General features: G+C 67.8%; 20 protein-coding genes. 7 read left to right on the forward strand and 13 right to left on the reverse strand.

From position 1 onward, the window contains the following. Nucleotides 1-148: 148 nt before the first annotated feature. Nucleotides 149-1,264 (forward strand): ROK family protein, encoded by a 1,116-nt coding sequence (locus tag VGV58_RS13875; RefSeq protein WP_326874592.1) that lies wholly within the window; start codon nucleotides 149-151, stop codon nucleotides 1,262-1,264. A 4-nt stretch (nucleotides 1,265-1,268) separates the two neighbouring features. Here VGV58_RS13875 and VGV58_RS13880 read toward each other — a convergent pair whose 3' ends face one another. The 7 genes from VGV58_RS13880 to VGV58_RS13910 all read right to left on the reverse strand — a co-directional run bounded on the left by VGV58_RS13880 (nucleotide 1,269) and on the right by VGV58_RS13910 (nucleotide 6,998). Next, nucleotides 1,269-2,204, reverse strand: coding sequence for an alpha/beta hydrolase (locus VGV58_RS13880; RefSeq protein WP_326874593.1), 936 nt, complete (start codon nucleotides 2,202-2,204; stop codon nucleotides 1,269-1,271). Nucleotides 2,205-2,266: 62 nt separating this feature from the next. Beyond that, nucleotides 2,267-3,028, reverse strand: a complete 762-nt coding sequence (soxA, locus tag VGV58_RS13885) for a sulfur oxidation c-type cytochrome SoxA (protein WP_326874594.1) — start codon at nucleotides 3,026-3,028, stop codon at nucleotides 2,267-2,269. Then, entirely contained in the window at nucleotides 3,025-3,351 is a 327-nt protein-coding gene (gene soxZ / locus VGV58_RS13890) for a thiosulfate oxidation carrier complex protein SoxZ (protein WP_326874595.1), read from the reverse strand. The genes soxA and soxZ overlap by 4 nt, the downstream gene beginning before the upstream one ends. A 4-nt stretch (nucleotides 3,352-3,355) precedes the next feature. After that, nucleotides 3,356-3,850 carry a thiosulfate oxidation carrier protein SoxY gene (locus VGV58_RS13895; RefSeq protein ID WP_326874596.1) on the reverse strand — a complete coding sequence of 165 codons (495 nt, stop codon included), beginning with the start codon at nucleotides 3,848-3,850 and terminating at the stop codon, nucleotides 3,356-3,358. After that, nucleotides 3,813-4,259: a sulfur oxidation c-type cytochrome SoxX gene (soxX, locus tag VGV58_RS13900; protein WP_326874597.1), complete on the reverse strand. Its 447-nt coding sequence runs from the start codon at nucleotides 4,257-4,259 to the stop codon at nucleotides 3,813-3,815. Before soxX ends, VGV58_RS13895 begins: the two co-directional genes overlap by 38 nt. Further along, nucleotides 4,256-6,451, reverse strand: coding sequence for a xanthine dehydrogenase family protein molybdopterin-binding subunit (locus VGV58_RS13905; protein WP_326874598.1), 2,196 nt, complete (start codon nucleotides 6,449-6,451; stop codon nucleotides 4,256-4,258). Before VGV58_RS13905 ends, soxX begins: the two co-directional genes overlap by 4 nt. Before the next feature lie 79 nt (nucleotides 6,452-6,530). Beyond that, nucleotides 6,531-6,998 carry a (2Fe-2S)-binding protein gene (locus tag VGV58_RS13910; protein ID WP_326874599.1) on the reverse strand — a complete coding sequence of 156 codons (468 nt, stop codon included), beginning with the start codon at nucleotides 6,996-6,998 and terminating at the stop codon, nucleotides 6,531-6,533. Nucleotides 6,999-7,433: 435 nt separating this feature from the next. Between VGV58_RS13910 and VGV58_RS13915 the strand changes: the two genes are divergently transcribed. Both VGV58_RS13915 and VGV58_RS13920 read left to right on the forward strand, forming a co-directional pair. After that, nucleotides 7,434-10,022, forward strand: coding sequence for a DUF3772 domain-containing protein (locus VGV58_RS13915; RefSeq protein WP_326874600.1), 2,589 nt, complete (start codon nucleotides 7,434-7,436; stop codon nucleotides 10,020-10,022). 49 nt (nucleotides 10,023-10,071) lie between these two features. After that, nucleotides 10,072-10,554, forward strand: coding sequence for a CAP domain-containing protein (locus tag VGV58_RS13920; RefSeq protein ID WP_326874601.1), 483 nt, complete (start codon nucleotides 10,072-10,074; stop codon nucleotides 10,552-10,554). A gap of 19 nt (nucleotides 10,555-10,573) precedes the next feature. Here the strand turns inward: VGV58_RS13920 and VGV58_RS13925 are convergent, their stop codons facing one another. Genes VGV58_RS13925 through VGV58_RS13935 form a run of 3 tightly spaced genes read right to left on the reverse strand, consistent with a single transcriptional unit; the run spans nucleotide 10,574 to nucleotide 12,942 of the window. Continuing rightward, nucleotides 10,574-11,326 (reverse strand): M15 family metallopeptidase, encoded by a 753-nt coding sequence (locus VGV58_RS13925; RefSeq protein WP_326874602.1) that lies wholly within the window; start codon nucleotides 11,324-11,326, stop codon nucleotides 10,574-10,576. Nucleotides 11,327-11,334: 8 nt separating this feature from the next. After that, entirely contained in the window at nucleotides 11,335-12,159 is an 825-nt protein-coding gene (locus VGV58_RS13930) for an OmpA/MotB family protein (protein ID WP_326874603.1), read from the reverse strand. Nucleotides 12,160-12,171: 12 nt separating this feature from the next. Then, nucleotides 12,172-12,942 carry a motility protein A gene (locus VGV58_RS13935; RefSeq protein ID WP_326874604.1) on the reverse strand — a complete coding sequence of 257 codons (771 nt, stop codon included), beginning with the start codon at nucleotides 12,940-12,942 and terminating at the stop codon, nucleotides 12,172-12,174. 137 nt (nucleotides 12,943-13,079) lie between these two features. Between VGV58_RS13935 and VGV58_RS13940 the strand changes: the two genes are divergently transcribed. The 4 genes from VGV58_RS13940 to VGV58_RS13955 all read left to right on the forward strand — a co-directional run bounded on the left by VGV58_RS13940 (nucleotide 13,080) and on the right by VGV58_RS13955 (nucleotide 17,723). Further along, nucleotides 13,080-14,897 (forward strand): glucan ABC transporter ATP-binding protein/ permease, encoded by a 1,818-nt coding sequence (locus VGV58_RS13940; RefSeq protein WP_326874605.1) that lies wholly within the window; start codon nucleotides 13,080-13,082, stop codon nucleotides 14,895-14,897. Nucleotides 14,898-14,980: 83 nt separating this feature from the next. Further along, complete coding sequence (locus VGV58_RS13945; protein WP_326874606.1) at nucleotides 14,981-15,955, forward strand: TRAP transporter substrate-binding protein; 975 nt, start codon at nucleotides 14,981-14,983, stop codon at nucleotides 15,953-15,955. Nucleotides 15,956-16,095: 140 nt separating this feature from the next. After that, nucleotides 16,096-16,425, forward strand: a complete 330-nt coding sequence (locus tag VGV58_RS13950) for a DUF1330 domain-containing protein (protein ID WP_326874607.1) — start codon at nucleotides 16,096-16,098, stop codon at nucleotides 16,423-16,425. Between the two features lie 137 nt (nucleotides 16,426-16,562). Then, a complete protein-coding gene (locus VGV58_RS13955; protein WP_326874608.1) occupies nucleotides 16,563-17,723 on the forward strand; it encodes a calcium:cation antiporter in 1,161 nt (386 codons plus the stop codon). Here VGV58_RS13955 and VGV58_RS13960 read toward each other — a convergent pair. The 3 genes from VGV58_RS13960 to VGV58_RS13970 are packed head-to-tail and all read right to left on the reverse strand — an operon-like array spanning nucleotide 17,713 to nucleotide 20,782. Then, entirely contained in the window at nucleotides 17,713-19,038 is a 1,326-nt protein-coding gene (locus VGV58_RS13960; protein ID WP_326874609.1) for an HlyC/CorC family transporter, read from the reverse strand. The two genes, VGV58_RS13955 and VGV58_RS13960, sit on opposite strands and share 11 nt — an antisense overlap. 11 nt (nucleotides 19,039-19,049) lie before the next feature. Then, nucleotides 19,050-20,195, reverse strand: a complete 1,146-nt coding sequence (gene aroB, locus VGV58_RS13965) for a 3-dehydroquinate synthase (RefSeq protein WP_326874610.1) — start codon at nucleotides 20,193-20,195, stop codon at nucleotides 19,050-19,052. Beyond that, nucleotides 20,192-20,782, reverse strand: coding sequence for a shikimate kinase (locus tag VGV58_RS13970; RefSeq protein WP_326874611.1), 591 nt, complete (start codon nucleotides 20,780-20,782; stop codon nucleotides 20,192-20,194). Before VGV58_RS13970 ends, aroB begins: the two co-directional genes overlap by 4 nt. Nucleotides 20,783-20,879 lie beyond the last annotated feature (97 nt).

Raw genomic sequence — 20,879 nt, forward strand, 5'->3', positions numbered from 1 at the left:
TATGGAGGCGAAACGGCAGGGCGCGGTCAATCGCTGGGAGGTTGAATGTCCCCGCCCGCAGCGCAGACGGGGCATGCGGCGGCGCGGCACAGGAACCGTCAGGGGGGCGTGCTCGTTCTCCTCGCATGCTTTCAATGCGGGGGACGGGATGGCCGTGGTGGCAGTGAGCAAGACGAACGCGACCGGGCCGCATGGGGCGCAGGAGCTGCCCTCGGTCACCGTCACCAGCTATAATCTCGAAATCCGTGATGCCGATGGTTTTCTTGGCGACAAGGCGAGCCGCAGCGCCTTCATGGACCATCTCGCCGAATTGCGAGGCCATCTCGCCGAGGTGGGAGAGGATCCGCTGGCGGATGCCGGCAAGACGCCGAGCAAGTCGGAACTCGACAAGCTTCTGACAGAGGGCGAAGCCCGCGAGGCGGCGCTGGTGCTTTCGGCGGTCGAGCGCTTCGCCCAGTCGCTCGCTTTCGTGATCCGGCGCTTCCTGCGCCAGAAGGCGTGGAGTCCGGTCGAGCGCATAGTCGTCGGCGGCGGCTTCCGGCAGAGCCGGATCGGCGAGCTGGCGATCGCGCGGGCCGGCATCATCCTGCAGACGGAGGGCCATACGATCGAGCTCGTGCCGGTGCGCCATCACCCGGACGAGGCCGGGCTGGTCGGCAGCGCGCATCTCGCGCCGAAATGGATATTCGAGGCCTATGACAGCCTGGTCGCGGTCGATATCGGCGGCTCCAATATCCGCGCCGGCATCGTCGAACTGCGCCAGGACAAGGCCTCAGACCTCAGCAAGGCGCGCGTCTGGGAAACCGAGCTCTGGCGCCATGCCGACGAGGAGCCGAGCCGCGAGCAGGCGGTGAGACGGCTCGGCAAGATGTTGCGCGAACAGATCGCGCACGCCGGCAAGGAAGGTTTGCGCGTCGCTCCCTTCATCGGCATCGGCTGCCCCGGCCTGATCGAGCCAGACGGCGCGATCGACCGCGGCGCCCAGAACCTGCCGGGAAATTGGTCGAGCAGCCGCTTCAACCTGGTCGAGAGCATCCGCGAGATGGCGCCGGTGATCGGCGAGCACGACACCGTCGTCACCATGCACAACGACGCCGTCGTCCAGGGGCTGAGCGAGCTGCCCTTCATGCAGGATGTCGAGCACTGGGCGGTGCTGACCATCGGCACCGGGCTCGGCAATGCCAGCTTCCAGAACCGGGTGAAGCCGAAGGGCCGGGACAAGGGCAAGGACAAGCCGAAGAACGGCAAGGACAAGAAGGACTAAGGCTTCAGTCCCGCTTCGCCGGCAGAGCCCAGAGCAGCCCGCGCGTGACGATCGCGGGGAAGACGGTGAGGTGGTCCTCGCCGGGGATGATCTCGCTCGAGAGCTTGAGGCCAGGATAATTACGCGAGCGCAGCGCCTGCTCGAACTCCCTGAGATCGGCGATCATGTCGGTCTTGCCGTTGTAGCGCGGATCGCCCGAGGCCTTGTCGATCGTCTCGTAGGAGGCGATCGCCATCAGCACATTCGCCTTCAATTCCTTGTTGGCCTCGGCATAGGCGCGCTCGCGCTGGAACAGCACCTTCTGGTCGAACCAGAGCGAGGGGCTGCCGATGATGTAGTGCGAGAACAGTTTCGGCTCGCTCAGCAGCACATAGAGCCCGAACAGCCCGCCATAGGAGTGCCCGGCATAGATGCTGCGGGTGGTGTCGGTGCGATAGGTCGCGGCGACGAAGGGCATCAATTCCTCGGAGAGGAAGTGGCGATAGCCTTCCGCCTCGCCGAAGACCGGCGGTTTGCCGGACGGGTCGCGCGTCTTTTCGCCGTTCGGCGTCGGCGTGTAGTCGCGCCGGCGGCTGTATTCAGGGGTGTCGCCGACCGAATAGGACAGGCCGACCAGAATGAACTCCTCCAGCCCCCTGGCCCGGTTGCCGACGCGGCGCGCGATCGAGCGCACCAGCGGGAAGGCATAGTCGGCATCGGTGACGAACAGCACGGGGAAGCGGCGCCGCGGCTGACTCTGATAGGATTCCGGCAGGCTGACGAAGATCTCGTAGTCGCGCTGCAGCGCCTTGGCCCGGATCGTTCTGACCTCGGTGCCCTTGAGCACGAAGGGCGGTGGCGTGGTCACACCAGCAGCCGAAGCCGGCGGCTCGGCGTCGGGCTCAGCGAAGGCGGCCGTGGCGATCAGGAACGCAGCGACGAAGGCAGGCAGGCGAAGCATCCACGACGTCTCCGACAGGACTGTGCCGGGATCGTGACGGCTCACGCGACTGTCGCCAAGGCCTATCGCCGCAGACCCGGCGCCTCCAGCGCGAGCCCCTTGGCGCGCACGGCGAGAAAGAGCTCCAGCGCGAGGTATTCGTCCGAGCCGTAATCGAACTGCGTCGCCCTGACGCCGAGCGAGCAGGCGCGCAGGCGCCGGTGCAGCGACCCCAGCCCGTTCCATTCGAGCCGGTAGGCCGGGTAGCCGGTGCCGATGCCGTAGCTGATCGTGTCGCCGCGCAGCTTCTGGCCGACGAGCCCGTCATGGCATTGCGTGCAGGCGAGATTGAGCTGGCCCTGCCGGCGTTCGTAGAAGGCCTTGCCGGTGTCATAGAAGGGCTTGGCCGCGCCCTCGGCCGAGACTGCCAGCGGCACGCCCTTCGAGAGAGAGGCGACATAGGCGGTGAGGCCGAGCAATTCCTGGCTTTCATAGCCGAAGGCCGGCTGTTTCTGCCGGTCGACCCGGCACTGCTCGATGCGCCCTTCGAGATTGATCAGCTTGCCGCTGGCGGCGTCGACCTGGGGATAGCGGGCGGCCGCTCCGCGCAGACCCTGTCTGGGATCGGTATGGCAGGAGACGCAGGTGGGGCTCGCACCATCGCGGCGGCTGAACAGTTCTTCGCCCTGCTCGACCCAGAGCCAGCCGGGGTTGCGGGCCTCGTCCTCCTGCTGGCGCTGCATCGGGGCTGAGAGGAAGGTGCTGCCCGGCTTGATCTCTCCGGCTGACGCGGCGCCGGCCAGCGCCAGCAGAGCTATGGCGAGGGCGCGGCCAGCGGCGCTCATGTCACGACGAGACGGGCGGTGCGGGTGAAAGTCGCCCCGCCATCCTCGCGCCATTCGAAGGTGAGGTCGCCGGTCTCCACGGCGCGGGTGGTGAAGCTGACGAAGGGGTTGGCGGAGACGCCGGTGTGCATATCGTAGCGGAAGACCGGCTCGCCGGCATAGGTCACGGTCAACCTGTTCAGGATCTTGCGGGGAACGATGCGGCCTTCGGCGTCGACCTGGCCGCCGCGATCCATTGGATGGCGGACGAGGACGCGGATTTCGACGATCTCGCCGGCCTTGGCCTCTGCCGGCATGGTGATGCGGGCGTTGAACGATGCCATCGGGTCAGCCTCCGTCGATGCAGGCGCTCAGCGTCACGACGATGTCGGCGTCGGCCATGACATAGCTACCGCCGCTCAGGGCCGCGACGACTGCGACCTTCTGCGAGGTGGCGAGGCGCAAGGTGGCGCGGATGTCGGCCCGGCCGCTGCGCGGGGTGAGATTGAAGCGGGCGACATCGGGAAACGGGTTCTTCTCGGCGATGACATGGATCCAGCGGACATGGTCGGCCTCCGTCATCGGGCTTTCGACCAGGATTGCGACATCGACCGAGTTGCCGTTCTCGACCAACTGGGGGATGTCGAATGTGATCTTGCTGCGCTCGGGCACCGCGCCTTCGGTCACGCGCGCGATCAGCTCGGCGAGCGCCGGCGGGGCGGCCGCCTGAACGGACGAGGGCAAGGCGGCGAGCGCGAGGCCGGCGGCGCCGGCCGCCATGACCTCGCGACGCGAGAGCGCCGGTTCAGGGCGTGCGCAGGCTGGCGAGATAGGTGACGACATCCTCGATCTCCTGGGCAGTCAGCGCCGGCCGATCGCGAAAGGCCGGGGCAACATCTCGCAATCCTTGGTTACGAAAATAGGGCGGCATCACCGTCTGCGGATTGAGCAGGCTGGCATCGACGAGGCGCAGGCGCAGCTGGCCGGCATCGAGCCTTTTGGCGACACCGGCGAGATCGGGGCCGATCGTGCCCTGGAAGGGCTCGCTCGGCTCCGGCACATGGTGGCAGATCAGGCAATTGCCCTGCGTGCGGTCGAGCACCAGCGCCCGCCCGCGCTTGAGATCGCCGATCTTGCCGCCGAGCGGCGCGGGGATCGCGTCGCCGACGACGCTGTAGGCTTCGAGCGCCTCTGCCGGCGCACTTGCGAGCGCCAGCAGGATCAGCGCGGTCCGGATCCCGTAAGGCCTCACGCCTTGCGCAGATCCGTGTTCTTCAGCGGCAGGTTGCGGACGCGCTTGCCGGTGGCGGCGAAGATCGCGTTGAGCACCGCCGGCGCCGCGACGGCGATAGTGGGCTCGCCGACGCCGCCCCAGAAGCCGCCGGAGGGCATGATGACCGTCTCGACCGCCGGCATGTCCTCCATGCGCACGACCGGATAGGTGTCGAAATTCTCCTCGACCATGCGCCCGTCCTTGACCGTGCACTCGCCAAAGAGCGCGGCGGAGAGGCCGTAGACGAAGGAACCCTCGACCTGGCGCTCGATCTGGGCCGGGTTGACGGCATGGCCGGGATCGGTCGCGGCGGTGATCTTGTGGATCTTGAGCTTGCCCTCGGCATCGACCGAGACCTCGGCGACAGCCGCGACATAGGAGCCGAAGCCCATGGTCTGGCAGATGCCGCGATGGACGCCTTCCGCAGGCTTTGTGCCCCAGCCGGCCTTTTCGGCGACGGCGTTGAGTACGGCGAGGTGCTTGGGGTGGTCCTTCATCAGCGCCCGGCGGAAGTCGAGCGGGTCCTTGCCGGCGGCATGCGCCAGCTCGTCGATGAAGCATTCGAGATAGATCGTGTTCTGGTTGAGGTTGACGCCGCGCCAGAAGCCCGGCGGCACATGCGGATTGCGCATGGCGTGGTCGATCAGCAGGTTCGGCACGCCATAGCCGATCGAGGCCTCCGGCCCCGGCGGGTTGAGGCCCTGGAAGACGGCGGGGTCGCGCCCGTTCTGAATGTTCTGCGGGAAGATGCCGGCGACGATCGACTGGCCGGAGATGCGCAGATGCAGGCCGGTCAGGTTGCCGTCCTTGTCGAGCGCGCCGGTGAGCTTGCACTGCGTGATCGGGTGGAAGCGCCCGTGCAGCATGTCCTCCTCGCGCGACCAGATCAGCTTCACCGGCGTGCCGGGAATCTGCTTGGCGATGGCGACGACCTGGCGGACCCAGTCATGCACGGCGCCGCGCCGGCCGAAGCCGCCGCCGAGGTCGATCTTGTAGGCTTCGCATTTCGCCAGCGGCAGGCCTGAGGCCTCGGATGCGGCGGCGAGCGCGGCCTCGCCGTTCTGCGTGGGCGTCCAGACCTCGCAGCGCTCGGGCGTGTAGAGCGCGGTCGCGTTCATCACCTCCATGCAGGCATGGTTCTGGAACGGGTAGGAATAGACCTGCTCGACGACGCGGGCGGCGTTGGCGATGGCGGCCTTGACGTCACCGTTCTGGTTGCCGACCGCAGCCTGCGGCGCATCGAGCCCTTCCTTCAGCCAGGCGGCGATGCTCTCGCTGGAGACCTTGGCGTTTTCGCCCTCGTCCCAGGTGATCGGCAGGGCGTCGAGCGCGGTCTTGGCGCGCCACCAGGTATCGGCGACGACGGCCACCGCGCTGTCGCCGACCGGCAGGACGTGCTTGACGCCCGGCATGTCCTTGACCTTGGCGGCGTCGAAGCTCTTCACCTTGCCGCCGAAGACCGGACAGTCCTTGATCGCGGCGTTGAGCATCCCCGGCAGCTTGAAGTCCATGCCGTAGACCTTCTTGCCGGTGGTCTTGTCGGCGGTGTCGAGCCGCTTCAGCGGCTTGCCGGCGATGGTCCAGTCCTTCGGGTCCTTGAGCGGGACATTGGCTGGCGCCGGGGCCTGGAGCTTGGCGGCCGCGGCGGCGACCTCGCCATAGCGGATCGAGCGGCCGGAACCCTTATGGCTGATCACGCCCTTGACGGCGCTGCATTCGCCAACTGGCACCTTCCAGCCATCGGCCGCGGCCTGGACCAGCATCATCCGCGCGGCGGCGCCGCCCTTGCGGACATATTCATGGGATTCGCGGATGCCGCGGCTGCCGCCGGTCGAGAAATTGCCCCAGACCCGGTTGCGGGCGAGGTTCTGGCCGGGCGTCGGATATTCGGTCGAGACCTTGGCCCAGTCACAGTCGAGCTCCTCGGCGACGAGCTGGGCGAGGCCGGTCAGCGTGCCCTGGCCCATTTCCGAGCGGGCGATGCGGATCACCACCTTGTCGTCGGGATGGACCACGACCCAGGCGTTGACCTCCGGCACCGCGCCTTGGGCCTGTGCCTCCTGGGAGAGCGGGATGGCGAAGCCGAAGCTGAAGGCGCCGGCGGCTGCGGCAGAGCCTTTCAGGATGCTGCGGCGGGAAAGCTTGGTGTCGGTCACAGAGGCTAGACTCATGGCGTCCTCCTGATGGCGGATGGCGCTGCGGCGAGGCGATGGTGCTCGAGCCGTGCGCAATGAATTGGGTGAGGTCGGATCAGCCGCGGTTCATCTGGCCGCCGGCGGCGACGTCCTTGATGGCGGCCTTGACGCGGTTATAGGTGCCGCAACGGCAGATATTGGTCATTTCGGCGGCGATGTCGGCATCGCTCGGCTTGGGATTGGACTGGAGCAGCGCTGCCGCGGCCATGATCATCCCGCTCTGGCAGAAGCCGCATTGGGGCACGTCGTGCTCGATCCAGGCCTTCTGGATCGGATGGTTGCCGTCGGGCGAGAGGCCCTCGATGGTGACGATCTTCTGCTCGGCGGTGAGGGCGCTCACCGGCATGGAGCAGGAGCGGGTGGCGACGCCGTCGATATGCACCGTGCAGGCGCCGCATTGGGCGACGCCGCAGCCATATTTCGTTCCGGTCAGGCCGATCTGCTCGCGGATCACCCAGAGCAGCGGCGTGTCGTCCTCGACCGCAACGTCAACAGTCCTGCCATTGATGGTCAGCTTAGCCATCGCAAACCTCCCGGTTTCGATCCCAAGGTCGGCGAGAGAGCCAGCGCGCCTCACCGTTCAATCAACCCAGCCCATCAGGGGCTGGATCTTCCTTGGAAGAATTCAAACCCAGAAGCGCGACTACCGCCAGAGGTTGCGTGCTCACCTGCGATCACGGTCGCGTTGAACCGTTTTAGAGCGCGCTTTCGGCGATCCGGGCGGCTTTCTTCAGCGCTGCCATGATGCTGTCCGGTTTTCTGTCGCAGACACGTAGCGTCAGCCGTGCCCGCTTCGGGCGCCCTCTCACAGGAATGTGATGCCCTCTTACGATCTTTGCCCGGTGGGGTCGCGGAGCCCCGATTCCGGCCGCAACGCCGTTTCGTCGGAGATGCTTGCTTTCGGCGTGGTGCAATGGCGAGGCTGCGCGACCATGCGAATCAGCCCGGCAGGACCGCAATGTCGATGATATCCGGCCTCGGACGAGCCTTGCGCCGCTCCGGCGGCGCCTTGCTGTTTGCGCTGATGCTGCTGGCCGTGCCGCTGGTGGCGCTGGCACAGACGGCGGATAATACGACCAGCCCCCGCGCGCGCCTGGACTCGATCCGCGGCGAGCTTACCCAGATCGAGGGCTCGCTCGCCAATCCGAATGTCTCGGACAATGAATTGCAGCGCCAGCGGCTGCGGTTGCAGCCTTTGCTCGACCAACTGCGCATCCTCACCGACGAGCAGGCGCCGCGCACCGAGCAGGCCAAGCTCCGGCTCGACCAGCTCGGTGCCAAGCCCGATGCCAACGCGCCGCCGGAGACGCCGGACGTGGCGCGCGAGCGCGAGACCCGCACCAAGACCTTCGCCGAGGCTGACGAGACGCTGAAGATCGGGCGCGCGACGCTGCTCCAGGCCGAGCAATTGCAAAGCTCGATCGGCGACCTCAGGCGCGACCGCTTCGCCAAGGCCCTGTTCGCGGCCGGCCCGTCGATCCTCAACCCGGACGTCTGGTCGACGACGCTGACGGCCTTCCCGTCCGATCTGCGTGCCTCGCAGTTCATCTTCGGCGACTGGCTTTCGGTCTTCTCCTCGGCGCTGTTCAGCCCGCGCGGATTCCTGGTCGCTCTCTCCTTCCTCGGTGCGATCGCGCTCTATGTCGCACGCGCTCGCTATATGCCGCGGCTGACGGCACGGCTGGCGGCGAGCGTCGATTCGAGCGATCGCCACATCCTCTATGGGGCGCTCATCCGCATCGTCGCGCGGACGGCGCCGCCGGCGCTGGCGAGCTGGCTGATCTATGCCGGCCTGAACACCGCCGGCCTGCTGCCGCCGCGGATCCAGCCGGTGATCCTCGCCGCCGTCTTCGGGCTTGCTCTGTTCGCCTTCGTTCAGGCGCTGGTCGATGCGCTGTTCGCCCCCGGCGAGCCGCAGCGGCGTCTCGCCAGCGTGATGGAGTCGACCGCGAAGACCGTGACCCGGCTCGCCGGCTCGCTCGCCATCGTCATGGCGATCGGCAAGGTGCTGGAAGCCTGGCTGCAGGCGATCGCGGCCGGCCTTACCCTGTCGATCATCGTGCGCGGCGTCGTCGCCACCGTCTTCGCGCTGATCCTGATCGCCGGGCTCTATCGCCTGCGCGACAATCAGGAGATCGAGCAGGAGGCGTGCCTGGGCCCCTATGTGCCGGTCGACGGCGCCAGCCTCGGGCCGGTCCGCATCCTCGGCTGGGTCGTCGGTCTTGCCATCATCCTGTCGCTGCTGCTCGGCTATGTCGTGCTCGCGACCTTCCTGACCGAGCAGGTGATCTGGCTCGGCATCCTTGCAGCCGTCTTCATGCTGCTGATGCAGCTGGTCGATCTCGGCATCGTCAGCCAGCTCACCGGCGACGGGCGGTTCGCACTGACCTTGCGGGCGGGCATCGGCTTGCGCGCTGCGACGCTGCAGAAGATCGCGGTGGTGCTCGCCGGCGCCCTCAAGATCGTGCTGATCATCGTCACGATCATGCTGGCGCTGGCGCCCTGGGGCCTGGAATCGACGGATCTGACGACCTCGCTGCGGGCCGCCTTCTTCGGCTTCCAGGTCGGCGGGGTCACGGTCTCGCTGTCCTCGATCGTCGTGGCGATCCTGTTGTTTGCGCTCGGGCTGGCGGCGACACGCTCGCTGCAGCGCTGGCTCGACGGCAAGTTCCTGCCGACGACTTCGCTCGACACCGGCCTGCGCAATTCGATCACCACCGCAGCCGGCTATGTCGGCTATGCCGCCGCCGCCGCGGTCGGTTTCTCCTCGCTCGGCCTCAGCCTGGAGCGGCTGACCCTCGTCGCCTCGGCGCTCTCGGTCGGTATCGGTTTCGGCCTGCAGTCGGTGGTGTCGAACTTCGTCTCGGGCCTGATCCTGCTCTGGGAGCGGCCTATCCGGGTCGGCGACCAGGTGCTGGTCGGCGATGCCGAAGGCATCGTCAAGCGCATCAATGTCCGCTCGACCGAGATCGAGACCTTCGACCGCTCCTCGGTGATCGTGCCGAACTCGAACCTGGTCTCGGGCGTGGTGCGCAACCGCGTCCGCTCCGACCGGACGGGCCGGGTGCTGATCTCGATCAGCGTGCCGCGCCGGCTCAACCCGACCGAGGTCCGGGCCATGCTGGTCGAGGCCGCCGAGGCGCATGGCGACGTGCTGAAGAAGCCGCCACCGAACGTACTGTTCAAGAAGCTCGGCACGACGACGATGGATTTCGACCTGATCTGCGTGGTCGGCGATGTCGACATCGTCGGGCGCGTCACCAGCGACCTCAACTATGTCATCCACAGACGCCTGAGCGAGCTCGAGACCCCGGTCCCGACCGAACTCACCGTCAAGGGGCTGGAGGGGGTCGAGCACTCGCTCGGCGAGATCGCTGCCGCCGTGTCGAAGGAGGTCGGCCGCCGCGCCAGGCCCGCAGGCGGACGCGTCACCGTCAAGCGCTCGGGGCCGGAGCCAGAAGCCGAGGCGGAGCCGGAGGAAACGCCCCCACCGCCCGCCAAACCCGAACCGGCCGCGAATGGCGGCAAGGACGAGACCAAGGACTGATGCGATGCGCCTTAACTCCGCTCCCACCGTGCGCCAGCGGCTGCGGTCGATGAGCTGCCCTGCCGCGCTCGCGGCAGCCTTGTCGCTGCTGAACCTCGCCGGCTGCACCGAGCCTGTCCGGACCCAGCCCGCCTTCTATCGCGATCTCGGCTCGCCTTCGGCCAGGGTCGATGCCGAGGCGGCGCGCGCGACCATCTCCGCCTATCGGCTGAATGCCGGCCTCGGCACGCTGAAGCTCGACCCGGCGTTGATGCAGGCGGCCGAGCAGGAAGCCGCCGCCATGGCCGCCGCCGACAAACCGGCCCAGGCCGAGGCGGTGAAGGCAAGGCTGGCGCGGGCCGGGCAGCCGGGCACTGAGGCCAATCTCTCGGCCGGCTATCGCCGCCTCGCCGAAGCCTTTTCGGGCTGGCGCGACTCGCCGCAGCACGACCGGGTGATGAAGGCGCCGAACGCGACGCGGATGGGCATCGCATCGGCCTATGCGGCCGGCTCGAAATATCAGGTCTACTGGGCGCTGGTCGTCGCGCCCTGAGCCGGCGTGACCGAGGCCGTCATTCGATCGCGAAATCGAAGGACGTCTTCGGAAAAGGCTCCTTCGCCAGCGTGAAGTGCCACCATTCCTTGCCGTAGCCGCGGAAGCCCTCGGCTGCCATCGCGGCGGCGAGGGTTTCGCGATTACGGCGGGCCTCGGCCGTGACGCCGGGATGGCGGAGCGCGCTTTTCTCCGAGAAGCAGTCGAAGCTCGTGCCGAGATCGAGGCTGCTCTCGCGTGGGCGAATGGCGACGGCGCCGTCGCAGGGGCCGGCGTCGATGGGCGTCGGCAGAGTGGCTTCGCCGGCGCGGGCGAGGCCGACATCGACGGTGGAGCCGCGCGAATGGCTGGAATTGCCGGCGATGTAGCCTTTGGCGACGAGGTCGCCCCTGGCGATGCCGGGGTGGAAGATGCGGCCGAGATCGGCGGCGCCCGGCCGCTTCACCCAGTCATTGAAGGCGGCAACGGCCCGGGCGGGCCGGTAGCAGTCGAACAGCTTCAGCCCGTAGCCCTGCCGGATCAGGCGCTGTTCGGCACGGATCAACGCGTTCGCCGCCTCGCGTGTCAGCACGCATTCGCCCCGGCCATAGCCGGGCACGGCCGCGCCGGTGAAATTGAACGGCGTCGCATAGCGGATGTCCTGCGCGATCGTCGGCGCGAGCTCGCGCAGCCGCACGAAACCTGCAGGCAGCGGCTCGGCATTGGCCGGATACGAAGCGAATGCGAGCACGCCGGCTGTCAGCACTCGCCTGACGATCGCCGGGTGCGTCATGCCGTGCCTCAGGGCCTGGCGCCGACCGGCAACGGCGGCGCATCGGCCTTGAGCACGATGCCGACGCGGCGGTTGAAGGCGAGATAGGGGTTGTCCTTGACCAGCGGGTCGGTGTCGGCCTTGCCGGTGACCGCGCTGAAGCGCTCATCAGGCACGCCGGCATTGCCGAGGATCTCGCGTACCGCCGAGGCGCGGCCGACCGAGAGCGCCCAGGGATTGCCGGGCCCCGCTGTGCCCGGGCGCTGCGCGGCGGTATGGCCGGTTATGGCGATCCTGTTGGGCATGCGCCGCAAGGTCGGCGCGATCGCGGCGAGAAGCTTGCGCATGCGCTCATTCGGCTGGACCGAGCCTTCGTCGAACATGGCGCGGCCATCCTGGTCGACAAGCTGGATGTCGATGCCCTGTTCGGAGACCTCGATGAGGATGCTGCGCGAGAGTTCACCGATCTCGGGCATATCGCGCAGCGCCTGGCGCAGCGAGGCCGCGGCGAGCGCAAAGCCGCGGTCATGGGTGGCCGAGACGAGCCCCTCTTCCTTCTGCTGGTTCTGGTTCGGGGCGGTGTTGTCCGAGGCATCCTCGACCGGGCGGACATAGGCGTTCTTGATATGCGTCCTGGTCGGGATGCCGTCGACCTCGGCGATGCCGGCGAGCCTGAAGTCGCGCTGCGTGCCGAAGGCCTCGCGCATCGAGCCGGCGACGATCTGGAGCTTCTGCTTGTCCTGGCTCGAATAGGCCGCCACCATCACGAAGAAGGCCATGAGCAGGGCCATGAGGTCGGCGAAGGTCACGAACCAGCCGTGACCGCCATGCCCGCCTCGCTTCTTCTTGGCCATGGCGGGCTCCGCTCAGGTCGCTTCGGCCATCTCGGCGCGATGGTGGTCCGGCAGGTAGGCGAGGAGCATTTCGCGCACCAGGGTCGGGCTCTTGGCGTCGCGCATCTGCAGGATGCCGTCGATGATCAGCGTGCGCGAGATTTCCTCTTCCTCGAGCTTGATGTGCAGCTTGTCGGCGATCGGCAGGGTGAACATGTTGGCGACCATGGCGCCGTAGAGCGTCGCCAGCAGCGCCGTCGCCATGGCCGGGCCGAGCTTGGACGGGTCCGACATGTTGGCGAACATGGTGACCATGCCCAGAATCGTGCCGATCATGCCCCAGGCGGGGGCACAGTCGCCGATGGCGCGGTAGACCTTCGAGCCTTCGTCGAGCCGCTGCAGGAAGTTGTCGCGGTCGCGCTCCATCGTGTCGCGGATGAAGTCCTTGTCGTAGCCGTCGGCGATGTAGCGCAGCCCTTGCGCCAGGAAGGGGTCGGAGACCGCGACATTTTCCAGCGCGACCGGGCCGCTCTTGCGGTTGATCTCGGCGACGCGGGTGATCTCTTCGATCAGCTCGCGCGGATGGGTCGAGCGCATGGTGAAGGCGAAGCGGACGCCCATCGGCAGGCCATGCGCGATCACCGAGAAGGGAAAGCGCAGCATGGTCGCGGCCGAGGCGCCACCGAAAATGATGATGGCGGCGTGCTTGTCCCAATAGGCGGCGAAGTTGCCGCCATCGATCATGATCAGCGCGACGATCGTCGCGATGCCGCCGATAATGCCTGCACCGGTTGCGAGATCCATGAGAGCACCTTGATGCGCTGTCGCCGGCCCTGCTCGCCAGGTCTCTCGCACGCCGAAAACGATAGGCGGCGCGAGTTGAAGGAAGCGTTAAGGTTCAGGACTTGCTCGCGCCGCTCCGTGAGCTAAAGCTCTTGGCCATGTCTCTGCTTGCGATCTACGCCCGCGTCCTCGGCGAGCTCGGCCCGGAACGGCGCCTGGGGCTCCTGCTCGCTATCGCCAACATCGCGCTGGCGGGCGCCGCCTTCGCCGAACCGATGCTGTTCGGCGCGCTGATCGACAAATTGACCAGCCTGCAGACCGCCGGCACCCGTCCAGGCTGGGGCGACATCAGCGTCCTGCTCGGCGCCTGGGTCGGATTCGGCTTGTTCAACATCGGCGCCGGCGTCTTCGTCGCGCTGTTCGCCGATCGCCTCGCGCATCGCCGGCGCCTCGCGGTGATGGCGAATTACTTCGAGCATGCGCTGACCCTGCCGCTCGCCTATCACACGCAGACCCATTCCGGCCGCGTGCTCAAGGTGATGCTGGAAGGCACCAGCGGCATGTGGGCGCTGTGGCTTTCCTTCTTCCGCGAGCATTGCGCCAGCTTCGTCGCGCTCTTCATCCTCTTGCCGTTCACGCTCTGGAAGAACTGGCAGCTCGGCCTGGTGCTGATCTTCCTGGTCATCCTGTTCGGCACGCTCACCGCCTTCGTGCTGCGCAAGACCGACAAGCTGCAGAGCAATGTCGAGGCCTATCATTCGAGTCTTGCCGAGCGGGCCTCCGACGCGCTCGGCAACGTGCCGGTGATCCAGAGCTTCACCCGGATCGAGGCCGAGGTGCGCGGGCTGCGCAACACCATCACCAGCCTGCTCGAAGCGCAGATCCCGGTGCTGACCTGGTGGGCGGTCGCGACCGTCGCGACCCGTGCCTCGGCGACGCTGACCGTGCTCTCGATCTTCGTCGTCGGCACCTGGCTGCTGATGCAGGGGCTGACCACGGTCGGCGAGATCGTCACCTTCATGGGCTTCGCCACCATGCTGGTCGGCCGGCTCGAGCAGATCGTTGCCTTCGTGAATTTCATCTTCATGCAGGCGCCGAAGATGCGCGAATTCTTCGAGGTGCTCGACACGCTGCCGGCGGTGCGCGATCAGCCCGGCGCGCCCGATGCCGGCCGGCTCGAGGGCCGGATCACCTTCGACGACGTCTCCTTCTCCTATGACGGCAAGCGCGCCGCCGTCGCCGACGTGTCCTTCGAGGTCAGGCCCGGCGAGACCATCGCCATCGTCGGCTCGACAGGTTCCGGCAAGTCGACCACGCTCGGCCTGCTGCACCGCGCCTTCGATCCGCAGTCGGGCCGCATCCTCGCCGATGGCCGTGACATCCGCGAGATCTCGCTGCTCTCGCTCCGGCGCAATATCGGCGTCGTCTTCCAGGAGCCGATGCTGTTCGCCCGCTCGATCCGCGAGAACCTGACCGTCGGCAAGCCTGACGCGACCGATGCCGAGATGATGGAGGCGCTCGACCGGGCGCAGGCGACCGAGGTGATGGCGCGCCAGACCGACGGGCTCGACACCATCGTCGGCGAGCGCGGCCGTACCCTGTCCGGCGGCGAGCGCCAGCGCCTGTCGATCGCGCGCGCCTTGCTCAAGAACCCGCCGATCCTGATCCTGGACGAGGCGACCTCGGCCCTCGACGCCGCGACCGAAGTGAAGCTGCAGAAGGCACTCGACGAGGTGATGAAGGGCCGCACCACCTTCGTCATTGCGCACCGCCTCGCCACCATCCGCAATGCCGACCGCATTCTGGTGTTCGAGCAGGGCCAGGTGATCGAGATGGGCTCCTTCGAGGAGCTCGTCGCCAAGGGCGGGCGCTTCGCAGCGCTGGCGCGGGCGCAGTATCTGGTCAGCGACAAGCCGGTGCAGACGCTCCCGGAGGGCGAGACCAGCCCGCTGGCGCAGAAGTTGCCAGGGGCGTGATGGCAGCGCAGCCGGCCTTTGCTCCGACACTGCCTGTTCGGGAACAAACCTAGCCGTCGCCCAGCCAACACGGAGACCTGTCCATGCGCCGCCTCCTGCCCATCATCGCGCTCGCGCTGAGCCTGTCGCCTGCCGCCTTCGCCCAGACGGTCTGGGAGATGCCGACCGAATATCCGGCGAGCGCCATTCCCGGCGAGGGCGTCGCGACCTTCGCAAAGCTTGTGAACGAGCGCTCGGGCGGGCGGCTGACGATCACCCCGAGCTTCGATGCGGCGAAGGGGATCAAGTCGGCCGGCATGGTTACGGCAGTGCAGGAGGGGAAGGTCGCGGCCGGCGATGCCTTCGCCGGGGCGCTGGGCGCCGTGAACCCGCTCTTCGGGCTGTCGTCGCTGCCGTTCCTGGCGACCTCGATCGAGGATGCCAGGCGCCTGACGGATCTTGCCCGGCCGGCCTATGCCAAGGTCTTCGCCGGCTATGGCCAGCGCATCCTCTACACCACGCCGTGGCCGGCCTCCGGCATCTGGTCGAAGGAGCCGGTGACCTCGGCCAGGGATCTCGACGGCCTGTCGATCCGCACCTATGACGCGACCTCGACCACGGTGATGGGCAATGCCGGCGCCAAGGCGGTGAACCTGTCCTTCGCCGACGCCATGCCGAAGGTGAAGGACGGTTCGGTCACGGCTGTGCTGTCATCGGGGGATGGCGGGGCCGGGCGCAATCTCTGGCAGTTCCTGCCGCAGTTCAGCGAGGTGAACTATGCGCTGCCGATCTCGCTGGCGACGGTGAACCTCAAAGCCTACGAGGCGCTGCCGGCCGATCTCAGGCAGGTCGTCGACGAGGCCGCGGCCGAGACCGAGCGGCGGCAATGGAGCGCGATCAGGACGCGGCTCGACGAGAACTATGCCCGCATGCGCGCCAATGGCGTCACCATCCATGCGAAGCTGCCGGCCGATCTGACCCAGCGGCTCGAGACTGCCGGCAAGGTCGCGGTCGCGGACTGGCGCGGCAAGGCCGGAGCGGAAGGCGCCGCGATCCTCGATGCCTTCGCCAAGCGCTGAGGCACTCGCGCTGCTGCGTCGCTCCTTCGCCGAGGCGGCGCCGTTTCGATTACCCGAGGCGTAATCGACCCGCGGCGTCTTGGCGGGCATGGTCCCTCGCGACACCGGCCGCACCGGCCGTTTCGATCAGGGAGAACATTATGCCTGCCTATGCCATCGCCCATCTGCGCGACGTCGACGTGAACGCCGAGATCGTCGACTACATCCGCCTGATCGACGAGACCCTCGAGCCTTTCGGCGGCCGCTTCCTCATCCATGGCGTGACGCCGGAGGTGATGGAGGGGCCGTGGGAAGGTGACCTCGTCGTCATCGCCTTTCCCGACCGTGGCGCTGCCCATGCCTGGTACGCTTCTCCGGCCTATCAGGCGATCCTGCCGCTCCGGACGCGCAATTCGCGCAGCGCCGCGATCATCGTCGAGGGCGCGTCGGAGAGCTACAAGGCGACCGATTTCCTGGCGAAGCTGGGCTGATTTTTGCCCTGTCGCAGTCCTTCCGGGACGCACTATCGAGCGGATGAACAATCACGTGTCATGACCCTGCCGTTGTGAGATCATTTTCGGCGTCTACTCGCCTGTCTCCTTTTCCAACGACGGACCTATTGCCCGACATGATGATCGCCCGCCTCGCCTGCGCCTGGGCCTCGGTTGCAGCCTTCCAGCTCTTCGGCGGCACGCTGCTCGCACAGCTTGGCGCGCCCTTGCCGTCACTGCTGATCTTTGCCTGGCTGCTCGGTGTCATCGTCTGGTCGGCGTTCGGCGTGGTGCACGAGGCCGAGGAGATCGCCCATCGGCTCGGCGAGCCCTATGGTACGCTGATCCTAACGCTCTCGATCGTCATCATCGAGGTGGCGCTGATCTCGGCGGTGATGCTGGGCGCCAAGGGCGCGCCGACGCTCGGGCGCGACACCATGTTCGCAGTGCTGATGATCGTGCTCAACGGCGTCGTCGGCATCGGCCTCTTCATCGGCGGCCTCCGGCACTTCTCGCAGAGCTACAACCTCAAGGGCGCCTCGGCCTATCTCGCCGTGATCATCCCGCTGACGCTGATCCCGCTTGTCCTGCCGAACTTCACCACCTCGACCTCGGACGGCACGCTGACCACCTTCCAGTCGATCGCGTTCTCGCTCTTCACCCTGCTGCTCTACGGCGCCTTCCTGATCCTGCAGACCGGCCGGCACAGCGTCTTCTTCAAGGAGCCCGCCGGCGAGTCGAACATGCCCTATGGCGCGGCCTATGCCCGGGCCAGGGCGCAGCCCGGCCCCGAACTGGCGCCCGATGCCGAGCCGGCCGAGGAGCCGCCGCATCCGCCCTCGGAAGGCTCGACGCGGTCGCATGTCATCCTGCTGCTCGCCAACATCCTGCCGATCGTGATCCTGGCGAAAAGCCTCGCTGTCGTGCTCGACTTCGGCATCGCGCGCCTTGGCGCGCCGGTGGCGCTCGGCGGCATCCTGATCGCCATGGTGGTGTTCACGCCCGAATGCATCGCGGCGCTGCGCGCGATCTCCACCAACCAGCTGCAGCGCGCGATCAATCTCTGCCTCGGCGCCGCCGCCTCGACGCTCGGGCTGACGGTCCCGGCCGTATTGGTGATCGGGCTCATCACCGGCCAGGAGGTCGTGCTCGGCCTCTCCGGCACCAATATGGTCATCCTGTCGATGACGCTGCTGCTCTCGACGCTGACCTTCACCGGCACGCGCACCACCATGCTGGAAGGGGCGGTGCATCTCTCGGTGTTCTTCGTCTTCCTGGTGCTGGTGTTCAGCCCCTGACCGCGCCGGGAGCGGCTTCCGGTTCTGCGGGGGCACCATTGCCGGCGGGCGCCACCCTGAGCGCCGTCAGCCGGTTGCGGCTCTTGCGCATCACCTCGAAGCGGAAGCCGTGGAAGGTGAAGGCCTGGCCGGCGTCGGGTATCGCGCGGGCCTCATGGATGACGAGGCCGGCGATCGTGGTCGCCTCGTCGTCGGGCAACTGCCAGTCCATCGCCCGGTTGAGATCGCGGATCGGCACGCCGCCATCGACGATGACGGCGCCGTCCGGCTGCTGGCGCAGGCCGGGAACGGCGACGTCGTGCTCGTCGCGGATGTCGCCGACGATCTCCTCGAGGATGTCTTCGAGCGTCACCAGGCCCATCACCTCGCCATATTCGTCGACGGCGAGGGCGAAATGCGTCTTGCGGGCGAGGAAAGCCTTGAGCTGCTCGGGTAGCGGCGTGTTGACCGGCACGAACCAGGGCTCCAGCGCGATCTCGGCGACATCGAGCTTGCCGGCGTCGCCGCCGGCGGCATCGAGCGCGCGCAGCAGGTCCTTGGCGTGCAGGATGCCGACGATGTTCTCCGGCTTGTCGCGCCAGAGCGGCAGGCGGGTATAGGGCGAGGCCAGCACCTCGCGCACGATCGCCTCCGGGCCGAGATCGAGATTGATCGTGCGCATCTTGGTGCGATGGATCATCACGTCGTCGACTGCGAGCTGCTTCAGGTCGAGCAGGCCGCTGACCATGTCGCCATCCGCCTTCGCGACCGTGCCCTCCTGGCGCATCAGTTCGACCTGATCGCGCAGGATCTCGTCGATCGCCAGCACCGGGCGCTGCGAATCGATGCGCAGGCCGAACAGGCCGAGCGAGCGGCGGGCCAGCCATTGCATCAGCCTGACCGGTGGGCCGAACAGGGCGAGCAGGCGCGCCACCGGGCGTATCAGCTTGAGCGCCATGCGCTCGGGGTCGGCGACGGCTGCCATGCGCGGTGCAAGCTCCCCGAACACCACGACGATCAGCGCGACTGCGATCGCGAGTCCGGCCGCGCCGCTGACGCCGAAGGAGGCGAGTGCAGCGTAGGCGGCGAAGCTCGCCGTCGCGGTCTTCACAAGGGTCCGCACCAGCAGGAAGACACCGCTGAGGCGCTCGCGATTGTCCAGTACGCGCAGAACGATCATGGCGCGGCGGCTGCCGGCTTTCTCCTGCTGGGCAAGCCTGGCGCGCGAGATCGCATGCAGCGCCGCATCGGCAGCCGCCAGGAAGCCGGTCAGGAGCACGCCGAGCGCGACGAGGGCGAGGGCGAGCCAGGGGTCGAGATGGGGAATGGCGACCATGGCGGAAGCGCTCAGGTTCCCGCGAGTTCGCTCTCGATGAACCCCTGCGCGGCCTCGGCCGCGACACCGGGCGCGATGAAGCTCTTGCCGATGCCATGCGCCAGGATGAAGGTCAGCGCGCCGCGCTTGACCTTCTTGTCCTGGGTCATCGCCTCGACGATCTCGGCGGCTGTGCCGGTGCCGCCAGGCACGTCCTGCAGCCTGGTCGGCAGGCCGACGGCGGTGAGATGGGCGGCGACGCGGCCGGCGTCCTGGCCGGAGCAGAGACCGAGCCGCTGCGAGAAGCGGAAGGCGAGGCAAAGCCCGATCGCGACGGCTTCGCCATGGACGAGCCGGGCGGAATCGTATCGCGTCAGCCGCTCCAGCGCATGGGCGAAGGTGTGGCCGAGGTTGAGGAGCGCACGGTCGCCATCCTCGCGCTCGTCGCGGGCGACGACAGCGGCCTTGGCCCGGCAGGCGGTCGCGACGGCATGGTCGCGCTCCGGCCCGCCTTCCATGACGCGGCGCCAGTTGACCTCGCACCAGTCGAAGAAGGTGGCGTCGTCGATCAGCCCGTATTTCACCACCTCGGCATAGCCGGCCTTGAACTCGCGCTCGCTGAGGGTGTCGAGCAGGGCGGTGTCGCAGACCACCAGCGCCGGCTGGTGGAAGGCGCCGATCAGGTTCTTGCCATGGCTGGAATTGATGCCGGTCTTGCCGCCGACGGAGGAATCGACCTGGGCGAGCAGGCTGGTCGGGATCTGCACCAGCCGCACGCCGCGGCGCAGCACCGAAGCGGCAAAGCCCGAGAGATCGCCGACGACGCCGCCACCGAGCGCGACGACGAGGTCGTTGCGTTCGATCTTGGCGGCGAGCAGGCCGTCGCAGAGCTCGATGAAGCGGGCATAGGATTTGGACGCCTCGCCCGGCGGGATCGTCAGGCGCGTCGTCGTGACGCCGGCCTGCTGCAGGCAGGATTCGAGTGCTGGCGCGTGCAGGGCGGCGAGGTTCTCGTCGGTGACGATGGCGGCGCGGGCGCCGGGAAAGCGCTGGGCGATCACCTGCGCAGCCTCGCAGAGCTGATGACGGCCGATCAGGATGTCATAGGAGCGCTCGGCCAGCGCGACCGGCACGACGATGCGATCCGCTGCGGGGGCAGCCTCAGCCAAAGCGTTCATTCCTTGCCTTCCTGGCGCAGCTGCCGGGCGAGCGCCGCGACGGCGTCCTCGATGACGACCTCATGAGGATCGTCGCGCGAGATCAGCGTGATGTCGGCGAGCGCGTAGACCGGCTCGCGCTCGGCCAGCAGTCGCCGCACGGTCGCCTCGGGATCGGCCGTCTGGAGCAGCGGGCGGTTGCTGCGCTTGCGGACGCGGCGCATCAGCACGTCGAAATCGGCCTTCAGCCAGATCGAGACGCCGAGCTCGGCGATGCGGGCGCGGGTGTCGGCGTTCATGAAGGCGCCGCCGCCGGTCGCGAGCACGAGCGGCGCGCGTGTCGTCAGGATGCGGGAGATGACCCGGCGCTCGCCATCGCGGAACTCGCTCTCGCCGCGCTGGGCGAAGATCTCGGGGATCGTCATGCCGGCGGCGGTCTCGATCTCGGTGTCGGCATCGACGAAGGGCAGGCCGAGCCGGGCGCCGAGGCGCTTGCCGACCGAGCTCTTGCCCGAGCCCATCATGCCCACCAGCACCACCGCCCGCGCTCCGAGCGCGGCGCGCAGGGCGATGCGGTCCACCTGTTCGATCGTTTCCGCCATCGTCATCAAATGAATTCCTTGCGCCCGCTCTAGCATGAGGATCGCGGTACCGCCATGTGCGATGCGGGGGCGCTTGACCGCGGCCACGCAGTCGGGCTCGTAG

Source organism: Allobosea sp. (assembly GCF_035944895.1).
GTDB lineage: Bacteria > Pseudomonadota > Alphaproteobacteria > Rhizobiales > Beijerinckiaceae > Allobosea.

Excerpts from the sequence above, each read along its gene's own strand:
- VGV58_RS13875 (WP_326874592.1), top strand. The coding sequence starts at position 149 with ATGGCCGTGGTGGCAGTGAGCAAGACGAACGCGACCGGGCCGCATGGG.
- VGV58_RS13880 (WP_326874593.1), bottom strand. The coding sequence starts at position 2,204 with ATGCTTCGCCTGCCTGCCTTCGTCGCTGCGTTCCTGATCGCCACGGCC.
- soxA (WP_326874594.1), bottom strand. The coding sequence starts at position 3,028 with ATGAGCGCCGCTGGCCGCGCCCTCGCCATAGCTCTGCTGGCGCTGGCC.
- soxZ (WP_326874595.1), bottom strand. The coding sequence starts at position 3,351 with ATGGCATCGTTCAACGCCCGCATCACCATGCCGGCAGAGGCCAAGGCC.
- VGV58_RS13895 (WP_326874596.1), bottom strand. The coding sequence starts at position 3,850 with ATGTCGTCACCTATCTCGCCAGCCTGCGCACGCCCTGAACCGGCGCTC.
- VGV58_RS13905 (WP_326874598.1), bottom strand. The coding sequence starts at position 6,451 with ATGAGTCTAGCCTCTGTGACCGACACCAAGCTTTCCCGCCGCAGCATC.
- VGV58_RS13910 (WP_326874599.1), bottom strand. The coding sequence starts at position 6,998 with ATGGCTAAGCTGACCATCAATGGCAGGACTGTTGACGTTGCGGTCGAG.
- VGV58_RS13915 (WP_326874600.1), top strand. The coding sequence starts at position 7,434 with ATGTCGATGATATCCGGCCTCGGACGAGCCTTGCGCCGCTCCGGCGGC.
- VGV58_RS13920 (WP_326874601.1), top strand. The coding sequence starts at position 10,072 with ATGAGCTGCCCTGCCGCGCTCGCGGCAGCCTTGTCGCTGCTGAACCTC.
- VGV58_RS13925 (WP_326874602.1), bottom strand. The coding sequence starts at position 11,326 with ATGACGCACCCGGCGATCGTCAGGCGAGTGCTGACAGCCGGCGTGCTC.
- VGV58_RS13930 (WP_326874603.1), bottom strand. The coding sequence starts at position 12,159 with ATGGCCAAGAAGAAGCGAGGCGGGCATGGCGGTCACGGCTGGTTCGTG.
- VGV58_RS13935 (WP_326874604.1), bottom strand. The coding sequence starts at position 12,942 with ATGGATCTCGCAACCGGTGCAGGCATTATCGGCGGCATCGCGACGATC.
- VGV58_RS13940 (WP_326874605.1), top strand. The coding sequence starts at position 13,080 with ATGTCTCTGCTTGCGATCTACGCCCGCGTCCTCGGCGAGCTCGGCCCG.
- VGV58_RS13945 (WP_326874606.1), top strand. The coding sequence starts at position 14,981 with ATGCGCCGCCTCCTGCCCATCATCGCGCTCGCGCTGAGCCTGTCGCCT.
- VGV58_RS13950 (WP_326874607.1), top strand. The coding sequence starts at position 16,096 with ATGCCTGCCTATGCCATCGCCCATCTGCGCGACGTCGACGTGAACGCC.
- VGV58_RS13955 (WP_326874608.1), top strand. The coding sequence starts at position 16,563 with ATGATGATCGCCCGCCTCGCCTGCGCCTGGGCCTCGGTTGCAGCCTTC.
- VGV58_RS13960 (WP_326874609.1), bottom strand. The coding sequence starts at position 19,038 with ATGGTCGCCATTCCCCATCTCGACCCCTGGCTCGCCCTCGCCCTCGTC.
- aroB (WP_326874610.1), bottom strand. The coding sequence starts at position 20,195 with ATGAACGCTTTGGCTGAGGCTGCCCCCGCAGCGGATCGCATCGTCGTG.
- VGV58_RS13970 (WP_326874611.1), bottom strand. The coding sequence starts at position 20,782 with ATGACGATGGCGGAAACGATCGAACAGGTGGACCGCATCGCCCTGCGC.